The 18,482-nt window shown below is 63.6% G+C and carries 25 protein-coding genes; 7 read left to right on the top strand and 18 right to left on the bottom strand.

What is annotated here, in order from left to right:
• Positions 1-153 precede the first annotated feature (153 nt).
• Positions 154-669 (top strand): ParB N-terminal domain-containing protein, encoded by a 516-nt coding sequence (locus tag ACFQX9_RS22445; protein WP_018454508.1) that lies wholly within the window; start codon positions 154-156, stop codon positions 667-669.
• A 142-nt stretch (positions 670-811) separates the two neighbouring features.
• On the opposite strand, the gene ACFQX9_RS22440 is transcribed toward ACFQX9_RS22445, so the two are convergent.
• From ACFQX9_RS22440 to ACFQX9_RS22430, 3 genes are all read right to left on the bottom strand, one after another.
• The gene (locus ACFQX9_RS22440; RefSeq protein WP_026232748.1) at positions 812-1,318 is read right to left on the bottom strand and encodes a hypothetical protein; all 507 of its coding nucleotides are present in this window, start codon (positions 1,316-1,318) and stop codon (positions 812-814) included.
• Between the two features lie 365 nt (positions 1,319-1,683).
• The gene (locus ACFQX9_RS22435; protein ID WP_377790529.1) at positions 1,684-1,974 is read right to left on the bottom strand and encodes a hypothetical protein; all 291 of its coding nucleotides are present in this window, start codon (positions 1,972-1,974) and stop codon (positions 1,684-1,686) included.
• Between the two features lie 335 nt (positions 1,975-2,309).
• Positions 2,310-2,606 (bottom strand): HdeA/HdeB family chaperone, encoded by a 297-nt coding sequence (locus ACFQX9_RS22430; protein ID WP_240543383.1) that lies wholly within the window; start codon positions 2,604-2,606, stop codon positions 2,310-2,312.
• Between the two features lie 222 nt (positions 2,607-2,828).
• On the opposite strand from ACFQX9_RS22430, the gene ACFQX9_RS22425 reads away from it, so the two are divergent.
• Positions 2,829-3,887: a hypothetical protein gene (locus ACFQX9_RS22425; RefSeq protein WP_377791049.1), complete on the top strand. Its 1,059-nt coding sequence runs from the start codon at positions 2,829-2,831 to the stop codon at positions 3,885-3,887.
• A gap of 435 nt (positions 3,888-4,322) precedes the next feature.
• On the opposite strand, the gene ACFQX9_RS22420 is transcribed toward ACFQX9_RS22425, so the two are convergent.
• The 3 genes from ACFQX9_RS22420 to ACFQX9_RS22410 form a co-directional block, all read right to left on the bottom strand.
• Entirely contained in the window at positions 4,323-4,541 is a 219-nt protein-coding gene (locus ACFQX9_RS22420) for a hypothetical protein (RefSeq protein ID WP_007609614.1), read from the bottom strand.
• An 82-nt stretch (positions 4,542-4,623) separates the two neighbouring features.
• Positions 4,624-4,929: a GlsB/YeaQ/YmgE family stress response membrane protein gene (locus tag ACFQX9_RS22415; RefSeq protein ID WP_085353548.1), complete on the bottom strand. Its 306-nt coding sequence runs from the start codon at positions 4,927-4,929 to the stop codon at positions 4,624-4,626.
• Positions 4,926-5,123, bottom strand: a complete 198-nt coding sequence (locus ACFQX9_RS22410; protein WP_085353549.1) for a hypothetical protein — start codon at positions 5,121-5,123, stop codon at positions 4,926-4,928. Before ACFQX9_RS22410 ends, ACFQX9_RS22415 begins: the two co-directional genes overlap by 4 nt.
• Before the next feature lie 374 nt (positions 5,124-5,497).
• Between ACFQX9_RS22410 and ACFQX9_RS22405 the strand changes: the two genes are divergently transcribed.
• Positions 5,498-6,232 carry a DUF1236 domain-containing protein gene (locus ACFQX9_RS22405; protein ID WP_377790525.1) on the top strand — a complete coding sequence of 245 codons (735 nt, stop codon included), beginning with the start codon at positions 5,498-5,500 and terminating at the stop codon, positions 6,230-6,232.
• 124 nt (positions 6,233-6,356) lie between these two features.
• Here the strand turns inward: ACFQX9_RS22405 and ACFQX9_RS22400 are convergent, their stop codons facing one another.
• Positions 6,357-6,827: an SMI1/KNR4 family protein gene (locus ACFQX9_RS22400; RefSeq protein WP_377790524.1), complete on the bottom strand. Its 471-nt coding sequence runs from the start codon at positions 6,825-6,827 to the stop codon at positions 6,357-6,359.
• A 123-nt stretch (positions 6,828-6,950) separates the two neighbouring features.
• Complete coding sequence (locus tag ACFQX9_RS22395; RefSeq protein ID WP_018454517.1) at positions 6,951-7,958, bottom strand: acyl-CoA desaturase; 1,008 nt, start codon at positions 7,956-7,958, stop codon at positions 6,951-6,953.
• A gap of 205 nt (positions 7,959-8,163) precedes the next feature.
• Between ACFQX9_RS22395 and ACFQX9_RS22390 the strand changes: the two genes are divergently transcribed.
• Positions 8,164-8,961 carry a transglycosylase SLT domain-containing protein gene (locus ACFQX9_RS22390; RefSeq protein ID WP_247368616.1) on the top strand — a complete coding sequence of 266 codons (798 nt, stop codon included), beginning with the start codon at positions 8,164-8,166 and terminating at the stop codon, positions 8,959-8,961.
• A gap of 119 nt (positions 8,962-9,080) precedes the next feature.
• On the opposite strand, the gene ACFQX9_RS22385 is transcribed toward ACFQX9_RS22390, so the two are convergent.
• From ACFQX9_RS22385 to ACFQX9_RS22375, 3 genes are all read right to left on the bottom strand, one after another.
• A complete protein-coding gene (locus ACFQX9_RS22385; RefSeq protein ID WP_377790522.1) occupies positions 9,081-9,356 on the bottom strand; it encodes a hypothetical protein in 276 nt (91 codons plus the stop codon).
• Between the two features lie 144 nt (positions 9,357-9,500).
• The gene (locus tag ACFQX9_RS22380; protein ID WP_377790520.1) at positions 9,501-10,151 is read right to left on the bottom strand and encodes a cell envelope biogenesis protein TolA; all 651 of its coding nucleotides are present in this window, start codon (positions 10,149-10,151) and stop codon (positions 9,501-9,503) included.
• A 221-nt stretch (positions 10,152-10,372) separates the two neighbouring features.
• A complete protein-coding gene (locus tag ACFQX9_RS22375) occupies positions 10,373-10,909 on the bottom strand; it encodes a helix-turn-helix domain-containing protein (RefSeq protein WP_026232752.1) in 537 nt (178 codons plus the stop codon).
• A gap of 191 nt (positions 10,910-11,100) precedes the next feature.
• Between ACFQX9_RS22375 and ACFQX9_RS22370 the strand changes: the two genes are divergently transcribed.
• The gene (locus tag ACFQX9_RS22370; protein WP_018454521.1) at positions 11,101-11,451 is read left to right on the top strand and encodes a zinc ribbon domain-containing protein YjdM; all 351 of its coding nucleotides are present in this window, start codon (positions 11,101-11,103) and stop codon (positions 11,449-11,451) included.
• A 123-nt stretch (positions 11,452-11,574) separates the two neighbouring features.
• On the opposite strand, the gene ACFQX9_RS22365 is transcribed toward ACFQX9_RS22370, so the two are convergent.
• The 4 genes from ACFQX9_RS22365 to ACFQX9_RS22350 all read right to left on the bottom strand — a co-directional run bounded on the left by ACFQX9_RS22365 (position 11,575) and on the right by ACFQX9_RS22350 (position 13,612).
• A complete protein-coding gene (locus ACFQX9_RS22365) occupies positions 11,575-12,495 on the bottom strand; it encodes a DMT family transporter (RefSeq protein WP_247370969.1) in 921 nt (306 codons plus the stop codon).
• 90 nt (positions 12,496-12,585) lie between these two features.
• Positions 12,586-12,732, bottom strand: a complete 147-nt coding sequence (locus ACFQX9_RS22360; protein ID WP_018454523.1) for a hypothetical protein — start codon at positions 12,730-12,732, stop codon at positions 12,586-12,588.
• A gap of 247 nt (positions 12,733-12,979) precedes the next feature.
• A complete protein-coding gene (locus ACFQX9_RS22355) occupies positions 12,980-13,234 on the bottom strand; it encodes a hypothetical protein (RefSeq protein WP_085353555.1) in 255 nt (84 codons plus the stop codon).
• Between the two features lie 174 nt (positions 13,235-13,408).
• On the bottom strand, positions 13,409-13,612 hold the full coding sequence (locus ACFQX9_RS22350; protein ID WP_377790516.1) for a hypothetical protein: 204 nt from the start codon (positions 13,610-13,612) through the stop codon (positions 13,409-13,411).
• 327 nt (positions 13,613-13,939) lie between these two features.
• On the opposite strand from ACFQX9_RS22350, the gene ACFQX9_RS22345 reads away from it, so the two are divergent.
• On the top strand, positions 13,940-15,250 hold the full coding sequence (locus tag ACFQX9_RS22345; RefSeq protein ID WP_247368626.1) for a hypothetical protein: 1,311 nt from the start codon (positions 13,940-13,942) through the stop codon (positions 15,248-15,250).
• Between the two features lie 10 nt (positions 15,251-15,260).
• Here ACFQX9_RS22345 and pdxY read toward each other — a convergent pair whose 3' ends face one another.
• The 3 genes from pdxY to ACFQX9_RS22330 all read right to left on the bottom strand — a co-directional run bounded on the left by pdxY (position 15,261) and on the right by ACFQX9_RS22330 (position 17,501).
• Positions 15,261-16,073, bottom strand: a complete 813-nt coding sequence (pdxY, locus tag ACFQX9_RS22340) for a pyridoxal kinase (RefSeq protein WP_018454527.1) — start codon at positions 16,071-16,073, stop codon at positions 15,261-15,263.
• Positions 16,074-16,122: 49 nt separating this feature from the next.
• Positions 16,123-16,764 carry an FMN-binding negative transcriptional regulator gene (locus tag ACFQX9_RS22335; protein WP_085353559.1) on the bottom strand — a complete coding sequence of 214 codons (642 nt, stop codon included), beginning with the start codon at positions 16,762-16,764 and terminating at the stop codon, positions 16,123-16,125.
• Positions 16,765-16,856: 92 nt separating this feature from the next.
• Positions 16,857-17,501, bottom strand: coding sequence for a TetR family transcriptional regulator (locus ACFQX9_RS22330; RefSeq protein ID WP_026232754.1), 645 nt, complete (start codon positions 17,499-17,501; stop codon positions 16,857-16,859).
• Positions 17,502-17,528: 27 nt separating this feature from the next.
• On the opposite strand from ACFQX9_RS22330, the gene ACFQX9_RS22325 reads away from it, so the two are divergent.
• The gene (locus ACFQX9_RS22325) at positions 17,529-18,263 is read left to right on the top strand and encodes an O-methyltransferase (protein WP_377790513.1); all 735 of its coding nucleotides are present in this window, start codon (positions 17,529-17,531) and stop codon (positions 18,261-18,263) included.
• The last annotated feature ends 219 nt before the right edge of the window (positions 18,264-18,482 follow it).

Genomic DNA, 18,482 nt, shown 5'->3' with positions numbered 1-18,482 from the left:
ACAGAAGGGATGGGTTTCGTAAGGGCTCAACCCATCCTACGAGCTCATCAACACCCTGCCGCCGAATTGCCTTTGCGGTCGAGCCCTTCCCTCCTAAACTCTCGTCCTCACCGGCATCGGTTCCGGCGGGCCCGGTAGAAGCGGAGTCAGATTATGCCCAAACCGGAAAGCTTCCCGATCGAGAAGATCTTCGTTCCCACGAAGCAGAAGAAAGCCATCAAGCCCGAGATCGTCGGGGAGATCGCTGAAAGTATGCTGGACATCGGACAACAGGAACCCATTTCCGTCCGGCTCGACGGAGACCGCCTCGTTCTGGTCGAGGGACTGCATCGGCTCGAAGCCTGCAAGGCGCTCGGCGAGACAACCATTATCGGTGTCATCGTCCCGGCGGAGGTCGCTCAACACAAGCCGCAGCTTGCCGAACGGCCCGAAGTCGAGGCAGAGCGCCTCAAGATGGCGCGATTGAAACAGTTGCGCCTGGAGAAGGAAGCCGCGGAGGCATCGATCGCTGGCCGGAAGGGCGTCAACGGAACGGAAGCGCCGCGCACCCGTACGACGAAAGGCGTTCGCGACAATCCGAAGGCATCACCGGGCCGGACTGCGAAATCGACACCGAAAACATTGTCGGACTGGATCACGCAGCAAAAGGGCCACGGCGGTCGCTATTGATTGTTGGCTCCAGCTCGTAGGATGGGTGGAGCGAAGCGATACCCATCACCGCTCGATCGGCGAGAGATGAAGGGTTTCGTAAGGGCTCAACCCATCCTACGACCTAGAGCTCAACCCAGCCTACGCGCTATCTACGCCCGCCTCACCGTATCTCGCTCATCGACACCTTGGCGGCGATCCCGCTCAACTCGGGCTGTTGCGGTGCGAACTCCTCGTTGGACGATGAGCCTAGCGAGACGTCGACCATCCTGCGCTTGACCTGTTCGCATGTCTTGCGGACGTCTTCGGTGAACAGCGCGCATTCTTCGATGCGCTTGAAGATCTTCCGACCCTCTTCACGATACTCCGCCGCCGTTTCTCGCATGAAGGCGATCGCATCATGGACCTGGGCAGTCAGCGCCTCGCATTTTTGCGCGGCGTCGATCAACTCGGTGCCCATGGCCTCGATCTCTTTTGCAGCGGACTCATAGTCCCGAACGACCGCCTCTGCACTGAGCGCGCCGACGCGCGTCACGCCCGCGGTGTGCTCGACGTAATCAGGCAGAGCAATGGAAGCAAGAGAGCTTCCCGAGCGTATCGATGCAATGTCCTCCTCGAGCTGGACCAAGTTTACTCCGTCCCGCCTGCGCAATTGTTCGACATTTGCCATTATTGATCTCCCATACGCACCCCGAACCCTTAACAGCATCGGGTTTATTACGGGGATAAGCTCCATTCTACTCTGATGTATCCTTGACAGCCGCAGTTTTGCCGCTTTTTCCCGATTGCCCAATTGCACGCATGGATAGATTTGTCGGCGTTCAACCTCTCCTGGTCGCGGCCGGCGAAGATGGCACGTGCGCCTCGCTAGAAGTCGACCTGTCGAGCAACAGACGCGCCAATACGCACGGTGAAGCGAGCACAGCTCGGATCGCGTGTGTGCGGGCCCGGAACTCGGATCACCTCTCCCCACTCGGAGAGAGGTGCTCCGCGCACAGCCGACCGACGGTGCTCTGGCCGCTGCGCAAAGACCGGCTAGTAGCAAGGCGGGTAAGGTTCGTAGCCGCAGCGGCGATAGCCGCCGTAGGCTCCGTCAGCCCCGTAAGCTGCCGCACCAACCGCAGCAGCTCCGACGCCCACGGCAACTCCGCGGCGCACGGCTGCACCACGATAGACGCCACCGCGATAGACACCGCCGTGATGAACACCAACCCGACCAACCCCGACGCCTCTTCGATAGGCGAAGGCGTCAGTCGAAACAGTCACGATGCAGGCGATGCCAATGATTGCGGATGCGGTAAGTGAAACGATGGTTCGGCGCGACATGTCCACTCTCCTTCTTGGATTGGGACGGTGCGTCAGCGCAATTCGCTAATGAGCGGGTTTGTTGATTTAGAACAATGCGGGCCCTTGCGATCTGGCGGCCGGGTTCATAACGAGACAGCGAAAGTGTCACGCTTTACCTACATAGGGCATCAGCGGGAGCCACACCGCTTTCGGTCATGTACCTGACGCTCGCGACGCATGCCGGTTCGGCAATGCCACGCCCCACCCCCGTGCCCGCGATAATTTCTCGTTCGCACGCGCGTTGGGGGGACAGCGGCGCAACCTCTCCTTCCGGCGATAGGACTGCCGCACTCCGAGGCTGGGCGGCCCCGCCCCTACTTCGTATCGGCCTCGACCGCCTCCAGCAGCGGCATCTCGCGATGCGACTCGCAGAAGCGCGAGAGCTTGTTGCCGTTCTTGTTCAGCGCTTGCGTATCCACGACGGGATTGTTGCGGCGGCCGGCGTAGAACCCGGCGAGCCAGACGTTCACGGTCTGCATGTGGGTGATGCGCTGGGTGATGTACTGGTCGCAGCTGATCTTGGAAACGTCGACCAGCACCTGGGCCTTGGCCGGCACGGCCAGCAGCAGGGCCGCGAAGGCACCAAGGACGATCGCTCTTGTCTGAACCATGTGTTCCTTCCGATGAATGTCTGCACGGTGGCGACGGTCGGGCGCTGCATGCTTGATCCAGATCAAGGGCGCCCGTTGCATACCCCGCGACCGCCCCACCCCGAGGCCTCGCCATAATTTCTCCTTCGGACGCGCGTTGTGTTGGATGACGGCGAGACCTATCGTTCCGACGATCAGACTGCCGCACTCCCATTGACGCCCGACTGGATCGAGAGCGCATCGGTGCCCGAGACGAACGACCCCAAACCTGACGACCACAAGCCAGACGCGCCCAAGCCTGACGCCCCCAAGCCGGACGAGGGGCGCGCCGATGGCGGGCTGGCGCGGGCCTACGATCGGATCAAGAGCGCAGAGCAAGACCTTGCGCGGCTGGACCGGCTGGTTTCCGGAATGGAACGCGGCAGCGAAATCCCAGCGGCCTCGCGAGCAAGCGCCGGTGCGGAGGCTGTCGAGACTCCCAAGGACAAGGCTCCCGAGGCCAAGACTCTCAAGAGCACGGCGCCGGCGCCGGATAGCAGGGTTCGCAGTCAAGGCCTGAGGGGAGATCGGCCCATGCTGCGCGCTTTGGTCGGCCTCGTGCTGGCGATCGGCATTCTCGGCGCCGCCTTCGCTTCGCAATACAGCGATCGGGCCAGGTCTATGACCAAATCGATCATGGCGCGATGGGCTCCGCCGGCCGGGACTGAGCCTCGCCAAGCGTCCGCGGTTGAAACTCCGGCGCAACCGCCGGCGGTGCAACTGGCTGCCGCGGATGAGCCCGGCACGGTGCCCGCGCCGCCGGCCGGCAAGGACACGGAGAGCAATGCAGGGTTTGACGCTTCAAGACCAGCTGCTTCAAGACCCGACGCTCCAACAACGGGCGCCACGACGCCCGACCCCTCGTCGTCCGATCTCGCGCAATCGCTCAAGACCATCACCAGCGAGCTTGCGAACATCAACGGAAAGCTCGAGCAACTGAAAAGCCGCAACGAGCAGACGCTGCGCGAGCAGGCCGACACCATTCAGCAGCTCAAGGCGGCGCAGGAGAAGGATGCGGCGGCCAATGCGCGCCTTGCCGCACAGGTCCAGGCGCTGCAAAAGGAGCTGACGACGTCATCCGCATCGTCATCCGCACCTGCGTCCGCGAAACCCGCCGCGCGTAGCGTGATCACCAACGAGACCGCTGCGCCCGCACGGCCGCACGTGCAAGCGGCCGCACCTCGGCGACCCCGGCCGTCGCGAGGGCCCTGGATGCCCCCGCCCTATATGGTCGATCCCTACTATGGGGATCCGGATTGGTGAGCCCGCGGGGCGGATGAGCTGACGTTACGGAGCCGCCAATCGAAGGCGGCCCCGGATGTTGCGTTGGTGCGGCTAGCGCCAACCGCGATGACGGCCCCTGCTCCAGCCGTAGTGATGACCGCGGCCGCCACGTCCCATGTGACCGTGGCCATGTCCATGGCCTCCGCGCGCGAGAATCACCGGACTGTCGGAGCCAGCGACCAACGTCTCAGCCGCAACGCGGGGCATGGCAGAAGCGGAAAATGTCGACATTGCCGCGATTGCGCACGCGGCAAAGCCGATCAACAAATGACGTATCATGTTGGGGATTCTCCAGGAGCCGCGTGATAGCGGCAGAGATGAATGCTTCCGCCGCCCCAGAGTTCCATCGAAACATCAGGGAACGGCAATGAACGCGAGCCCTTCTGCGCCGGCACGCACGCTCGCGGACCGGCATCAATCACGCGGCGAGATCTGAAGCTCCATCAACGCCATGCGCTCCAGGACAGCGGGGTCTCGCTCGCCCTCCTTCGCTGTGCGAAGGATTGTTTCCGCGATCGACCGGACATGCGCGGAGCTGACCGGGGCCGGCAGTGACGCCACCGCCGTGTCCAGCGCAGTTTTCATGATGCCGATGGTTTCAGGCGTAAAAGATGCATTCGAAAAGTCTAACATGCTGGATCCGATCCGGAGGTCATCACGAGCGTCTTTGCCGCGGGCGTCTCACCGGCGCCTGATGCGGCTGCGTGAGCAAGGGTCACCAACGCCGGCCCCAGCTGCCGCGCCAGCTGCTTCCCCATCCACCACCACCGCGCACCAGCCGGACGACGAGGAGCAGCAGGACCGCGCCTACGGTCGCGTTGACGATCGCGCTGATCATGCCGCTGCCGAGATGCACGCCGAGCTGAGGCAACAACCAGCTGCCGACAAACGCGCCCAGGATTCCGATGATGATATCGCCGATGATCCCAAAGCCGGTCCCGCGGACGATCTGGCCCGCCAGCCAGCCGGCGACGAGACCGACAAACAAGATCACCAAAAGGCTTTCGCCGGACATTCTCATTTTGTGACCTCGATCACTTGGTTGAAATGGCTGCTGATCTGCGCAATCCGGTCGACCAGGGCCGTCAGATGTCGCGGTAATGGGTCGTGCTCACCCCGAAGCCTGATCCGAAGGCGGTCTGCTATTTCATGAGAGATCGCCAGGCTGGAGCCGCGGTCGATCTGAATGGCATTGCGAACATGGGGGTTGTTCATGAAGGTTTCCGGTTGATACGCACGGAGGACGCTTCGCGCCGAGTCGCACTCACAACGCGACTGCGGTCTTTAACTCAGGCGAGGATCGGAGGTTCGATCTCGCAACGCTCGGGGATCACTGACACAACAGCCCCATCGAGCAAGAGTTCCTTCCGATCACAACTTATGTTTGAAATTCATCGGTCGCGTCCAAGCCAACGCGGGATGCAAAGCTCTTGTTATCGCCGACTCATCTATTTTGCAGCTTTTTCGGATATCGAGGCATCAATCGTCGTTAAACCAGAAATAGAATCGGAACTGCAGCCCGTCGAGACCGTTCGTTCCCATGGCTGACGTTCGTCGGCATCATATTCAAATGAATTGAAAGAGATCAGATGAAACATACTTTGCTGGCTTCCGTCGCCGTTGTGGCGTTGTTCGCTGCGACCGGCACTGCAATGGCTCAAGGCGTCAATCAGGGCGGCGCCAAGGGTGCGGAGTCCCCCGCTGCCGTTTCGCCGAAAGCCGAAACCGCGGCACCGATGAATGCGCCCACAGCAAAGGACGCCCCCACCGCGGCACCGCACGGCTCGCCAGCAGCGGCAACGCCGCAGCACGCACAGGGCGCGCCTGACGCAAAGCACTCCGGCGACGTCAAGGCCGATGGCAAGGCGAAGACCACGGAAACAATGGCCCCGGCCACCAGTTCGAAGCCGACTGCCGACAGCAAGACGCCCGGCGAGATGAAGGCGAATGGGATGACCAAGGCGCCCGATTCGGCCACCACGTCGAAGGACGTGAAGACCCCGACCGCCGAGAGCAAGCCTTCGGCGCCCGAGGGCAAGACGACCGGCAATGCCGCTACCACGGCGGTCGCGGCGCCTCCCGCCGAAAAGCGTACCCAGATCACTTCGGCCATCAAGCAGGAGAAGGTCGAGGAAGTCACCAACGTGAACTTCAACATCTCGATCGGCACCACCGTCCCGGCAGGCGTTCGTTATCATGCGATCCCGAGCCGCATCGTCGAAATCTATCCGGAGTGGCGCGGATACGAGTTCATTCTGGTGCACGGCAGGTACGTCATTCTTCGTCCGCACACCCACGAGATCGTCTATATCATCGGGGGCTAAGCGAAATCCGACGGATGACGCGCAAACCGAAAGGGCGGCTTATGGCCGCCCTTTTGTCGTTCGGCCCCACGCGATCATGATGGGTTTCGCAAGGGCTCAATCCGCCCGAACGGCTGCATATCCATCACCCCTCTCCCAAGCCGAGAATGAAGGTTTCAAGATCGGGCGCGAGTTCGTTTGTGTTCGGGAAATCGGCGAACATGTCGCCACCGTCCACCGGTTCATGCTCGTGATCCCAGTAGAAGACCTGGCCATAACTGTCCTCCTCCAGACTCAGCAGGAACAGGTCGCCGCCGGGATCGGGAGCGAAGGGGCAGCTCAGTCGGGGAATTCGATTCATGACCCGATACACATCGTAATTGTCGATGACGCCGTAGCTGTCGGTCGGATGCGTCGTGAACAGCACGTCCAAAACGGTGCGGTCGTTGCGCCAAGGCAGCTCGACGCCGCAGCGGTCGAAGCCGCCGCCGTCCGATTGCGCCAGTAGCTCCTTGTAGGGCGCGGGCAACGGCGCACCGATGTGTTGCTCCAGCGCACGGATGGCGTTGGAGGGCGCCGGTGGCCGTCGGTCGTCCATGAGATCCAGATAGTTCATCGGCCTAACTTTGTGCCCCGTGGGTCATCAAAGCGCCCGCGCCAGTGAGCCAACCGCCTCACCACACAACCAGATTGGTGTGGCCGAATCCCTTGGCGTAGTGGAACACCGAGCCCGTATGCTTCAGACCATCGCTTCGGTATCTGCCACTGGACGTTTTCCGCCGTCCGGATCTCCCGAGCGAAGCGTCCGGCTTCCGGCAGAGAAAATGTCCTGCACCAACCCGAGCTTGCCGAGTCCCAAAATGATCAGGCCGTTGATGTCGATCTCGTACCAGGCGTGCGAAATGTAGGCGTCGCGCGGAAACCGGTGATGGTTGTTGTGCAGGCCTTCACCGAAAGTGAGGATCGTGGTCACGAACTCGTTGGTGGTGCCGTCGTCGAGATCGAAGCGGCGGTAGCCATAGCGGCCGTCGCTGTGGCAGACCGAGTTGACCAGTGATGTCGCCATGGTCATGAGGTAACTGCGGAACAGGCCGGAGAACAGGATGCAGCCGGTCATCGTGTGCACGCCGCCAAACGCGTAGCCGATCGCGCCCGGAATAATCACTGCCGAGAGCGCGTACCAGTACCAGCGCGTCCTGGTGAAGAACATGGCGATCGGATCGGCCAGGATATCCTTGGCGTAGTATTCGGCATCCGTGGTGGCCTGGTCCCACACCCAGCCGCCTTGCGCATGCATCATCCCCTTAGCGAAGGTGACATAGGGGTTGCCGTCGCCGTCATAGTAAGGGCTGTGGACGTCGCCGGGCTTGTCGGAGTGAAGATGATGCCGGCGATGATTGCTCACCCATTTCAGGATCGAGCCCTGCACCGCCATGGTGGCGATGGCCGCGAACAGCGTCCGCATCACCGGACCGCAGCGGAAGCTGCGGTGCACGAAGTAGCGGTGCATGAAGCCGATGCCGACCGTGGACAGCGCGAACGTGCCGGCGAAGACCGAAACCTCCACCCAGCCGATGCCTTGCCAGAAGGCCCAGACCAGCGCCGCGATCGACCCACCGATCATGATGACGAAGGAGATGTAGGAATCGCGAAACTTGGCGTCGACCACGGGACCTTCGACCAGTACGCCCGGCGGCATTTTCCGCTCCGCAGCTTCCGCCGGCACCACGCTTTCGATTACGGTCATTCCAGCCGATCCATTCACACAAAATTAACCCTACTGCGGCGCACAGTACAACCTCGGGTTATTTCCATCAAGGATTCGAGCTGCCGTGGGAGTACGGAGCGGCGACTTGAAAACAGGCGACCAGAGGAAAAAGAAGCCGGATTTCAAGGCCTGGTGACAGCGTTAACCAGGTACAAAGCCTCCGCAATGCACTCCCAGAAGACCGATGCCAGGACAAAGCAAGCGCCCCCTCCCTCGCCTTCGCAAGCTCCGGCGTAGCGCGCGATCGATGCGAAAGACCTTCGCGCGCGCACCGCGGATGGTTCGGATCGCGGGCGGCGCGGCGATGCTGCTTGCGGTCCTCGTCCTCGTGAACATCGCCTATCAAACGGTGCGCAAGCCGACCGAGCTGTTCGTTCTAGTCGGCCATGCGCTCGACAAGGAGCCATCGGACACGTGGCGGCAATACGGGCCGCTGTTCCGCAAGCATTCCACCGCGACGATCACGCCGGAATTGCTGGCCGCGCTGGCGCAGGTCGAGACATCGGGCAATCCGCTCGCGCGCACCTACTGGCGCTGGCGATGGAGCTTCAATCCGCTCGCGATCTATCGGCCCGCATCGAGCGCCGTCGGCCTCTTCCAGATGCTGGACGCAGCCTATGCTGACGCCGCGCGGTTCTGCGTTCGTGGCAACGCGGTCACGGAGGCCGGCTGCGGCTCGACCTTCCTCTATAGCCGCGCGATTCCGAGCCACGCCATCGAGCTGGCATCGGTGTATCTCGACCGCAATCTCGCCGATGTTCTCGCCCGCGCGGGCGATGTGAAGGCGAGTGCACGCGAGAGGCAGGATCTCGCCGCCTTCATCCATCTCTGCGGCGCAGGCCCCGCAACGGCCTTCGCACGCCGCAAGTTTCAAATGGCCGCCGACGAACGCTGCGGCGATCACCTCGTCGCGAGCTATGTCGCCAGGGTCAACGCGATGAAGCGGCAGTTTGTGCGGCTCGCCGCGGAGGACGGCGACTAGCAAAGGAGCGTAGCCCGGATGAGCGAAGCGACATCCGGGAATGCTGCGGCAACGTCCCGGATATCGCTTCGCTCATCCGGGCTACAGGAGCCAATCAATTCCGCGTCCGTCGGTGGCCTTCACCACCAGTACGGCCAGCGCCATCCCTCGTAGCGGACATATGACGATACCAAGGGGGGGCCGTAGGGATCGACCCGGTCGTCTTCCGGGCGATAACGATAGCGTGGAACGATATTGTAATCCCAAGGCGTCGGCCGGAGCACGGGGACATCCACCCTCAGCCGTTGTTCATCCACCACTCGCGCCTTCCGCGCCCGGGCTTCGGCATCCGATATCCCGAGATTGCACAGCACCAGGGCGATTCCGAGCGCACACGCGACAGTCATGATCTTCATGCGTTGGTCTCCTTCCCGCCAGAGTGCAAAAGGACGCAAAGCAAGGCAAGCGAATTTGCGATCAAGCTTTGCCGGAATGACCGATGCCGCGCCCCGCCGTCATTGCGAGCGGAGCGAAGCAATCCAGACTGTCGACCGTGGCCCTTACTCCCGCGCGCGCCGCACCGCCTCCGTCAGCTTCATCCTCTGCTTGTCCCACCGGCTCTGCTCCGTCTCGGCACGCTCCTCGAGCGCCGCGCGCTCAGCTTCGATTGCCTCCGTCCGCGATTCGTGCTCCCGCCTCGCTTCGTCCAGCGCCGCCTGCGCGCTCGCGACCGCCTTGTCGCGGCGCGCGCGCTCCTTGGCGCTAGCGGCCTCCTCCTTGCGGCGCTCGGCTTCCCGCCGCCGCTCTTCCTTCTCGAATGCCGCGGCGGCCTTGCGCACCTGTTGATCGTCGATCTTGCGGGATGGTTGCTTTGCAGCCTTGGTCGGAAGCTTTCTCGGCTTGGACTTGGCTTTGGGCTTTTTTGGCTTGGCCTCGTCGTCAGCGAGATCGGTCGGCAACTCGGAATGCTCGGTGAACGGGCCGTCCGAGCCGACCGGACGCCGGAGCACCACGCCCGGCTTCTCCATCGTTGCCGCGACGATGTCGGGGTCGTCGGTCTCCTTCGCGGCGCCCTGATGGAACAGATTGGACCTGGCGCCCCAGGCGTCCAGTGCCGCCTTCATCGAGGGCGCGGCGATCGCCTGGTCGTAGAAGCCGAGCGAGGTCTGGTAGGTCTTGAGTTTTCTTTTTGGTTTTGCTTTTTTCGGCATGTCGCTCCGCAGCTGGCAAGCCACCAGCTTCCTGCGGCGCCATCATGCCATACTGCCCCTGTTTTGCCCGACGAGTCAAATTCGATTCGGTATCGCCGAAGTCGATACCGGGCGCGGAGGCCCAATACCAACGTTTTCGGATTTCCAACACACTGAAATCCCTCGAGATTTCTACTGTGCATGGGGTTGTTTTCGACGTTTTTGTTTTGACGGCTCGCCACCTACGCTGCGTCGACATCCTCAGGCGCCGGCCCCGCGACGAGCCCGTCGAGGCCGACCATCAGGAGATCGGCGATGTGCATGAGCTGGTAGAGCGGAATGTCCGCCTCACCCTGCTCGGCCAGCGACACGAAGACCGGCGTGGCGCCGATCAGCTCTGCGAGCTGCGTTTGCGTGTAGCCGCGCCTCTCGCGCGCGCTTCTCACGCGCGCACCGATCCCGAGCCGGTGCCGGGACTGCTCGTCCGCGGTCATCATCACGGCCTGCTCGTCCGCGCTGGCATAGCCGTCCGCGAACGCGCTGCCGATCAGCCTCCCCTTGCGCCAGGCGACCCGGCAGTCCTTGCGCAGTCCGCTGCTGAAGACCAGCGTGAACTGCTCGGCGACCCAGAGCGAGGCGTTGAGGCCGAGGCGCGCGCCGGTGCCGGAGACATCGCGGATCGTGCAGGGCGCGCTGATGACCTTGCCGGTGCCGTTGTCGAACTCGACAATGCCGGTCCGCAAAATGTGATGTCTGACGGCGGCGCGGTGCTCGCTCATGACGGGACGCTCCTTGCGCGGCGACGTCGCAGCCGCAAATTCCGGACCTCGATACCGCAGAGTTTTTCCTGAACTCCTAAATTTCCAAGGGTTCGACCAGGACTGAAAGCCATGGTAAAGGATTTGCTCCCAATCCGTCTTTATCCGACGGACAGCGTGCGGCGCGCCCGTGACGGGCGACGAGGCGAATAATGACCGACGCGATGAAATGCCCGACCTGCAACTCCGAGCACGCCTATCAGGATCGCGGCCTCTGGGTCTGCCCGGAATGCGGCCATGAATGGAGCGGCACGGCAGAGGCCGTCGCGGACGCCGCGCAAGAGGCCGGCGTGCGCGATGCCAACGGCAATGCGCTCGCCGACGGCGACAGCGTCATCGTGATGAAGGATCTCAAGGTCAAGGGCTCCTCCTCCGTGGTCAAGGGTGGCACCAAGGTCCGCAACATCCGCCTGCAGGACGCCACCGACGGCCACAACATCGCCTGCAAGATCGACGGCATCGGCGCGATGAACCTGAAATCGGAGTTCGTGAGGAAGGCGTAGCCGAGGCCCCGGACTCGCGGCAAATCCGCCAGCGAGCGCGCCGAACGGCTGGGGCGGGAGCTGACCTGCCGCGGCGTCAAGTTTACCACCATCGAATGGTAAGCGCCGTCTGGAGGCTGCGATCTATCGCTGTCTCTGCGCCAGATAGAATCCGCACAGCACGGTCACCAATCCCGCCGTCTGCAATAGTGTCGGCGGCTCGCCGAGCAGGAGCCAGCCGGTGAGCACCGTCAGCGCGGGCACGCAGGCGGGGACAACGGCGGCGCGGGCGACGCCGAGGCGTTGGACCGAGACGGCGAACAGATAAAGCGCAGCCGGGCCGGCGAGCACGCCCTGTGCCAGCGCCTGGATAGCGTTCTCACTGAACCCGATCGACGCGATCCGCGCGAGTCCGCCGGTCATGAGGTAGATCGGCAGCAGCAACAGCGACAGCACATTGATGACGAGCGCAGCCGATAGGGCTGAGACACGCCAGTGGCGCACCAGCGCGCCGAAACCTGCGAACATCAATCCGGTCAGCACGAAGGTCAGATCGCCCAGCACGCCGTCGGCCCCGATATGGCCGATCGATTCCGCGCCGATTACGCCAAGTCCGCCGACGATGACAAAGGCGCCGGCGATGCGCGACGCGGAGACCTGCTCTTTCAGGAACAAGGCCGCGAGCAGCAGGCCGCCGAGCGTCGCGCAGGAGGGCTGGATTACGCTGCCATGACCGAGCGGCACGAACAGAAATCCAGTGTAGGAGATCAGCGACATCACGGGGCCGCCGAGCACCATCAGCGCAAGGCCCCTGCCCCAGCCGATGCCGCAGAGATCGGAGATTCCGCCGCGTATCACCAGCGGCAGGAACGCGATGCCGGACCAGACATAGCGATGCACGAGCAGATCGACCGGCGTGAAGCCGAGCTTGAGGCCATGCCGCGTGCCGGCAAAGCCGAGCGCCCAGAACAGCGCCGCGGCGAGGCCGCAGAGCACGCCGACAAGCGCCGGCGCTTGATCGTTCTTCCGAATGCGAGCGTCAGCGCCGCTCGTCCGCTGATCCATGGGACAAAGCGGTACGCCGACAGAGGCCGTCGCTCAACCCATGTGCCTGCAAGGCTGGCACGCAAGCGAGAGACGCCAGCGCGCCATCGCTCAGAAAAAACCGGGGCTGAGATCGAGCCCATACGTCAGGCTGAGCACGAACACGAACAGCGCGGCGGCTGCGAACAAGGCGAGATGCTTGAGAATGAACGCGCGGGGCGAGACGCTTGCAACAACGGCTTTCTGTGCAACGGGCATGACTACTCCATTATGAAAATGATTCTTGGCTGCTCAATATGCGGCGCCCGCATCAAGCGCCGCGATTCAGAAAGCAACTATCAAAGAGATCACACTCGCTTTGAACGGCCGTACACAACCGGCACGTGATCATGACTCGCTGCGCCAAAAAAAGACCGCGCTCCCGAAAGGGAACGCGGTCCGGGCAGACTCGGAGAAAGCGAGCCTGCATCACATTGGCTTGACGTTGGCTTGTGGCGTCCCCAGATCAGCGGGCGCTGCCCGTCGTGACGTCAGCCGTCTTCACCTGGCGCGGCGACAGAACGCGGGCCTGGTGGACCGAAGCGACAGTAGTGGGCGCCGAGGCCTGCTGCTCGACATGCGCGGCACCGAGCACGCGCACCTGCATCGGGGAGACCGGAAAGCCGTTCGCCTCATAAGTCGGCAGTTCGGCGGCGAAAGCCGCGGTGCTGCCCGCGATCGTCAGGATGGCGGCGGCGATCGACAGAGTCTTCTTGTTCATGGGTGATGCTCCTTCAGTGGAAGATTCGGAGCACATTTAAGCGCATTTTGCTGCATTGCGACATGCGCTGCTGCAACGCAACAACGCGCCGGGTGCATGGCAATATGTTTAATGCGCGCAATGTCTTGGCAAAATCACCGCCCCGGCGCGAAATGACACTCTAATGAGCGGCGGTCAGCCGCCGAGCACGTGGCCCCAGCCGTCGAAAACGTAGGCCTTCCAGATCACGGTTCCGTCCTGGCCCGGCTGGCTGGAACGCCTGAAATCGTCGGCCTGCTCAGCGGTCCAGGTGATGATCGTGTCGGAGAGCTGGTCGTGCAGGATGGCGGGCTCGGTGGGATCGAAGGCGTCCATCGGACGAAGCGAGGAATGCGTCATGCGCGCCTAACGCACTGGCCGTGACAAGGTTGCCCAACGTGCCTGCGAAACACCGTCACGGCGTCCGTGCCAATATTCGCCTTTATCGAATTTCGTACAACGCTGGCGAGCAAGCGCGCGTGGAACCGTGATGGAACCCGCGTTGCCGCCGCGCAACACCTGCTCGAAAAGCCCGCTTTCGCCGAACTGCGCCCTTGCGTCGCCACACCGTCCTCCGAACAATCGACGCGCGGCGTGCCTTTTCGTGCAAGACTGTTTGGCCAAGACTGTCTGGTCAGACTGTTCGGAGAAGACGAGGTTCAACAGAACCGTTTGGAGGCAGGGATCATGAATGATCGGCGGTCTCTTCTGGTGGCGGTCTCCTGCCCCTCGGCGGTTCTCGCCGGCTGGCTGGCGCTCTCTCTGTCCGCCTATGCCCCGGCCCTCATCGAGAACAGCGGCGCCAATGCTTCCGCCGTCTCGCGCGCGAAGGATCTCAGCCGACTTGACCTCGCCGACATCCCGCACGCTGCGGCCATCGAGGACGGCGTCGCCCTGACCTCCGATATCGCGGCCGCTGTCGCTGCGACACCAGAATTGGTCAATGCTGAAGCGGCAGCGCCCGAGGCGCCAGCTCCGGCTATCAGGCTCGCCTCGGCGGACCCAGTGCTGATCTTGCCGACCGAAGCGCCGCTCGCGCCGCAGATTTCGCCTGACCCGACACCAGTCGCCAGTGAGGTTGCTCCGGCTCCGGCGTCGGAGCCCGTGATAAAGCTCGCATCCGCCGATCCCACTGAGATCGTGACGACGGAGGCGCTGTCGCCCGCGACAATCGCGACCGGCCCCGCGCCCGTGGCGAGCAAGGCCTCGCCGTCTGCGGACACGACCGCGGTACTCGACGAATGCTACGTGATGGAAGCCTGCATCGACCGCTATCTCTGGGCGCTCTACCAGCGCACGGCCAAGGAAGACTCGATCAAGGTCACAGATCGCCGGGCCGTCACCGTCAAGCGCAAGGGCAAGATGGTCACAGTGATGCGCAGCTTCACGAAGCTGGTTGACGAGGACTTTGGCTGGAAGGATCCGAAGGCGGCCGACCGCGCCGGCATGTCGATGATGGACTACGTCATCGGCGGCATGGACAAGAGTTTCAAGAAAAAGCTGTTTCGCACACTGCTCGCGGCTGAGGCTGCCGGGCTTTCGCCGGGCATCACCAGCGCGTTCCGCGACGACTATCGCCAGTCGATCGCGAGTGGCCTGAAGGCCGCCTCCGACCGTTCCTATCACGGCGGCAGCACGCGCGGCGGCTACGGGCACGGCATGGCGGCCGACATCGTCAGCACCAAGGGCGACAACCGCGCGCAGCGCTGGGTCTCGACCGAGGTGCTGTGGAAGTGGGTCGACGCCAATGGCAAGGCGCTCGGCATCGGCCGCCCCTATCTCGGCCGCGATCCCCCGCATGTCGGCCCGGTCGATGGTACGGAATACGTCTCGCGCCGAGGCACGTCGGACCGCAAGGAAGCCAACGTCAAGCCGAGAAAAGCGCGGGCCGTGGCAAGCGCAAAGCCGCCGAAGGCGAAGGCACAGGCGACGCGCGAGCAGAAGGTCCCCGCGAAGCCGCAGAAATCAGCGCAATCAGCCACGAAGCGCGCGACCTGAGTTTGACGGCTTATCGTCGCGGCGTCGGCAACGGCACAAGCCGCATCTCCGCGGTGCCTGCTTCCTGCGTGCGCACCAGCACCGCATAGATGGTTTCGACTGCGAGCCGCACCGCCGCCTCGGTCGCTGTGCCCTTGGCCAGATGCGCCGCGATCAGGCCGGTGAGAAGATCGCCGGTGCCTGAGGGGCGGATCGGAAGGCGCGGCGTCGCAAAGCGCGACAACTGACCGCCGGCGCACAGAATCGTTTCCACCTGCCCTTCCGCCGTATCAGTGAGCGTGCAACCGGTGGCGACCACGTCGATGCGCCCAGTCCCGGCCAGCGCCGCGCACGCCGCGCGCAGGCCCTGCGCATCCGCGATGTCGAGGCCTGCGAGCAGCCCGAGCTCGAACTGGTTCGGCGTGGTCAGATTGGCGGCGGGCAGCAGCCGGTGCCGGACCACGTCCAGGATGCCGTCGGCGACATAAACCCGGCCGTCATCGCCGATCACGGGGTCGCAGAGATAGACCAGCTTCGAATTGCGGGTCAGCGCCCGCTCGACGAAATCGGCAATGACAGCGGCATTGCTGGGCGAACCGAGATAGCCGGTAACGAGGACCGCAGCCTCGTCGACGAGATCGCGCTCTTCGACGCCTCTCAGCAGATCTGAAACGAGCTCTGTCTCCAGCACCCGCCCGCGCAAGGTCGGATAGCGCGGATGGTTCGACAGCAGCGTTGTCGGCACGGCCGCGACATTCACCCCTTCCGCCTGCATCGCATAGGCGGCGGCGCTGTTGCCGACATGGCCGTGGACCACCTGGCTTTGAATGGAGATGACGAGCATGAGGGAGGTCCGTAGGAGTAATTGTCTAGCGAGAGAAGGGTCGCCCGGATCACGAAAACTCATATCCAAGTCCCGGCCGCAGCGCTTGCATCTTCCGCGCCAGCCGCCGATGCCCGCTCTCCTCCGACCGCGCAAGCCGGCCGGCGACCGCGACGTGGTCCACATCGCTCTTGTGCTGATTGAGCTTGGCCTGCCCCTCGACGGTATCCACCACGAGATCGACGACGCGGATCGCAGCCAGCATGCTCTCGCGCTTGCCGGGCTCCATCTGTGCGAGGTCCCAAGGTTTTTTTGGCAAGCGCGCTTCCGAGACCGCGAGTAGTGCATCGCCGTGCCTGCGGTTCTCGTCTAGCCCGCGCAGATGCGCTACGCCCGACAGGTGCACGGCCTCGTAAAGCCAGGTCGAGACGTTGTCGCGCGAAGAATACCAGTCATTGGAGATGTAGGCGTCGTCGCCGGCAACGATCAGCAGAAAGCGCCCCGCACCATCCGCGAGCGGGACGAGCGGATTCCTGGCGGTGAAATGGATTTGCACGATCGTGTGCCCGTCGCGCTGCTCCAGCACGAAGGGCACATGCGAGGCGCGTGGACCGCGCTCATCCGCCGCGACGATCGTGCCGAAGCCGCGCTGGCTTGCGAATTCCAGCGCTTGCTGCTCCTCGATGCGGAATTGGGGGCGGAGGACATGCATGGCGGGGCGCTCGTTGACTGGCTGAAGGACAAACCGAGGCTAACTCATGATCCAGTCAAGTCAGAAGGGGTATTGGCCCGCAAACGCGGATGTCAGGAATGATCCCGGAGTCGTGCCAGCTCATCGATATAGGCGCAGAACATGTCGGCCATTGCGTCGGCGTGACGCGCGATCTCCGCCTCGTTGCGCGGTGTCTCCGAGAACTGCTTGCCAACCTCGCTCAGCGTCGTCTTGATCAACTCGCCGGCAAGCGCCCGCGTCGCATCCGGCGCCCTGGGCAGGGCCTCCCGCATGAAGGCCGCGACGATGCCCTTACCGGCGGCCCGCGCGTCGTGTGCTTCGGGCGCATCGCGATAGAGCGGCGCGGCGTCGCTGAGCGCCGTGCGGATCGCAGCCTCCTCGCACTCGGAACGAATGAAGGCGTGGACGAGCGCGCGCAGCCGTACCAGTGGCGGTTTCGCCCGGTCCGCCAGGATGCCGCGCAGGAGCTCGCTCGTGCGCCGCCACTCGTCGCTCTGGAGGCGGAACAGGATCGACGCCTTGTTCGGAAAATATTGATAGAGCGACCCGACGCTCACCCCGGCCCGCTCGGCCACTCGCGCCGTCGTGAAACGCTGCGCCCCCTCCTTGGCCAAGACCTGAACAGCCGCGTCCAGAATGGCCGCCACCAGCTCGTTCGAGCGGGCCTGCTGTGGCTGTTTTCGTGAGGAAACTGAATGGCTTCGGCGATCTGCCATGGCACCCTCGGGCAACGCGAATAGCGAATGCGACGAATTAGTCGTATTTCAATTCTCACGCAAGCACTCGCAGCACGGCGACATCTGGAGACTACACATGACCACCCGACCATCACATCACTTGCGCCACTGCTCGATCGTCTGTTCGACCAGGACGAAGCGGCGCGCGGCGCGATGCGAGCCGCCTTCGCCGATGTGACCGACGCCGACCGCGCACGGATGATGCGGAGCAAGACCGCTTACCGCGACCTCTACGGGCGGCTGAAGGACGCACCGCTCGCGGTCTCCCGCGAGACCGGTCAACTGCTTTACATGCTCGCACGCAGCTCCCGCGCCAAAGCGATCGTCGAGTTCGGCACCTCGTTCGGCATCTCGACCCTGCACCTTGCCGCGGGCTTACGCGACAATGGCGGCGGCCGCCTCATCACCAGCGAATTCGAACCGTCCAAGGTGGCCCGGGCGCGCGAGAACCTCGCGGCCGGCGGGCTGCTGGACCTCGTCGAAATCCGCGAAGGCGACGCGCTGAAGATGCTTCAAGTCGACCTGCCCGACACGATCGATCTCGTGCTGCTCGACGGCGCCAAGGCGCTCTACCCCGATATCCTGGATCTGGTCGAAGGCCATCTCCGGCCGGGCGCGATCATCGTCGCCGACAACGCCGACGACAGCCCCGACTATCTGGCGCGCATGCGCAGCCCCGGAAGCGGCTACATGTCCATGGCCTTTGCCGAGGACGTCGAACTCTCCGTGCGGATCAACTAACGCCACGTCGAATCGGCGCGACACCAATGAACCGCCGCGCGAACCATCGCGCGGCGGTTTCGTGCTGCGCTCCGCCGTGTCGCAGGTTCGTCACTGACGCGTGATAGTTGGACCCGGCAATGTCGCTGCCGCCTTCGTCGGCATCGCGCTGATCGTGTCCGGAGTGGTGGTCATCAACCTGTTCTCGGCGGCCACGGTGCATTGATGCCGGCAAGGCCT

Origin of the sequence: Bradyrhizobium sp. GCM10028915 (assembly GCF_042666195.1) — a bacterium.
GTDB classification, from domain to species: domain Bacteria; phylum Pseudomonadota; class Alphaproteobacteria; order Rhizobiales; family Xanthobacteraceae; genus Bradyrhizobium; species Bradyrhizobium canariense_D.
This window is presented reverse-complemented; position numbering and strand designations above follow the sequence as displayed.

Coding starts and splice junctions, on each gene's coding strand:
- ACFQX9_RS22445 (WP_018454508.1), top strand. CDS start 154: ATGCCCAAACCGGAAAGCTTCCCGATCGAGAAGATCTTCGTTCCCACG.
- ACFQX9_RS22440 (WP_026232748.1), bottom strand. CDS start 1,318: ATGGCAAATGTCGAACAATTGCGCAGGCGGGACGGAGTAAACTTGGTC.
- ACFQX9_RS22435 (WP_377790529.1), bottom strand. CDS start 1,974: ATGTCGCGCCGAACCATCGTTTCACTTACCGCATCCGCAATCATTGGC.
- ACFQX9_RS22430 (WP_240543383.1), bottom strand. CDS start 2,606: ATGGTTCAGACAAGAGCGATCGTCCTTGGTGCCTTCGCGGCCCTGCTG.
- ACFQX9_RS22420 (WP_007609614.1), bottom strand. CDS start 4,541: ATGTTAGACTTTTCGAATGCATCTTTTACGCCTGAAACCATCGGCATC.
- ACFQX9_RS22415 (WP_085353548.1), bottom strand. CDS start 4,929: ATGAGAATGTCCGGCGAAAGCCTTTTGGTGATCTTGTTTGTCGGTCTC.
- ACFQX9_RS22410 (WP_085353549.1), bottom strand. CDS start 5,123: ATGAACAACCCCCATGTTCGCAATGCCATTCAGATCGACCGCGGCTCC.
- ACFQX9_RS22405 (WP_377790525.1), top strand. CDS start 5,498: ATGAAACATACTTTGCTGGCTTCCGTCGCCGTTGTGGCGTTGTTCGCT.
- ACFQX9_RS22400 (WP_377790524.1), bottom strand. CDS start 6,827: ATGAACTATCTGGATCTCATGGACGACCGACGGCCACCGGCGCCCTCC.
- ACFQX9_RS22395 (WP_018454517.1), bottom strand. CDS start 7,958: ATGACCGTAATCGAAAGCGTGGTGCCGGCGGAAGCTGCGGAGCGGAAA.
- ACFQX9_RS22390 (WP_247368616.1), top strand. CDS start 8,164: ATGCCAGGACAAAGCAAGCGCCCCCTCCCTCGCCTTCGCAAGCTCCGG.
- ACFQX9_RS22385 (WP_377790522.1), bottom strand. CDS start 9,356: ATGAAGATCATGACTGTCGCGTGTGCGCTCGGAATCGCCCTGGTGCTG.
- ACFQX9_RS22380 (WP_377790520.1), bottom strand. CDS start 10,151: ATGCCGAAAAAAGCAAAACCAAAAAGAAAACTCAAGACCTACCAGACC.
- ACFQX9_RS22375 (WP_026232752.1), bottom strand. CDS start 10,909: ATGAGCGAGCACCGCGCCGCCGTCAGACATCACATTTTGCGGACCGGC.
- ACFQX9_RS22370 (WP_018454521.1), top strand. CDS start 11,101: ATGACCGACGCGATGAAATGCCCGACCTGCAACTCCGAGCACGCCTAT.
- ACFQX9_RS22365 (WP_247370969.1), bottom strand. CDS start 12,495: ATGGATCAGCGGACGAGCGGCGCTGACGCTCGCATTCGGAAGAACGAT.
- ACFQX9_RS22360 (WP_018454523.1), bottom strand. CDS start 12,732: ATGCCCGTTGCACAGAAAGCCGTTGTTGCAAGCGTCTCGCCCCGCGCG.
- ACFQX9_RS22355 (WP_085353555.1), bottom strand. CDS start 13,234: ATGAACAAGAAGACTCTGTCGATCGCCGCCGCCATCCTGACGATCGCG.
- ACFQX9_RS22350 (WP_377790516.1), bottom strand. CDS start 13,612: ATGACGCATTCCTCGCTTCGTCCGATGGACGCCTTCGATCCCACCGAG.
- ACFQX9_RS22345 (WP_247368626.1), top strand. CDS start 13,940: ATGAATGATCGGCGGTCTCTTCTGGTGGCGGTCTCCTGCCCCTCGGCG.
- pdxY (WP_018454527.1), bottom strand. CDS start 16,073: ATGCTCGTCATCTCCATTCAAAGCCAGGTGGTCCACGGCCATGTCGGC.
- ACFQX9_RS22335 (WP_085353559.1), bottom strand. CDS start 16,764: ATGCATGTCCTCCGCCCCCAATTCCGCATCGAGGAGCAGCAAGCGCTG.
- ACFQX9_RS22330 (WP_026232754.1), bottom strand. CDS start 17,501: ATGGCAGATCGCCGAAGCCATTCAGTTTCCTCACGAAAACAGCCACAG.
- ACFQX9_RS22325 (WP_377790513.1), top strand. CDS start 17,529: ATGCGACGAATTAGTCGTATTTCAATTCTCACGCAAGCACTCGCAGCA.